At 39.9% G+C, this 263-nt stretch carries 1 protein-coding gene; it reads right to left on the bottom strand.

The window, feature by feature from the left end:
* Positions 1-263, bottom strand: a 263-nt coding sequence (locus SM755_RS23810) for a hypothetical protein (protein ID WP_323174859.1), incomplete at both ends; no start/stop codon positions are given.

The raw sequence follows: 263 nt of genomic DNA, 5'->3' as shown, positions 1-263 counted from the left end.
CACGCGTAGTGAATTCAGCAGCATCATCAAGTATATTGTCCTCGTGAATGTGCGTTTGAGATGCTTCAAATAAATTTAATAATCCTTTAATATCCTTTTCAAGCTCTTGTTTGAACTTTCCATCCTTGCCCTTGAATTTGCTGAAGCAATCTGCAGAGACATTGTATCCCTGTTGTCTCAAAAGGCGAAAGCTAAGGGCTGTATCGTGGAGATCATGATGTCCTTCCATTGCTGCAAAACTTTCATACTGTCTTCTTAGTGCA

Origin of the sequence: Natrialba sp. PRR66 (assembly GCF_034808065.1) — an archaeon.
In the GTDB taxonomy this organism is placed as follows: Archaea; Halobacteriota; Halobacteria; order Halobacteriales; family Natrialbaceae; genus Natrialba; species Natrialba aegyptia.
Note: the sequence above shows the minus strand (reverse complement) of the source record. Positions and strands in the feature narration are given on the sequence as shown.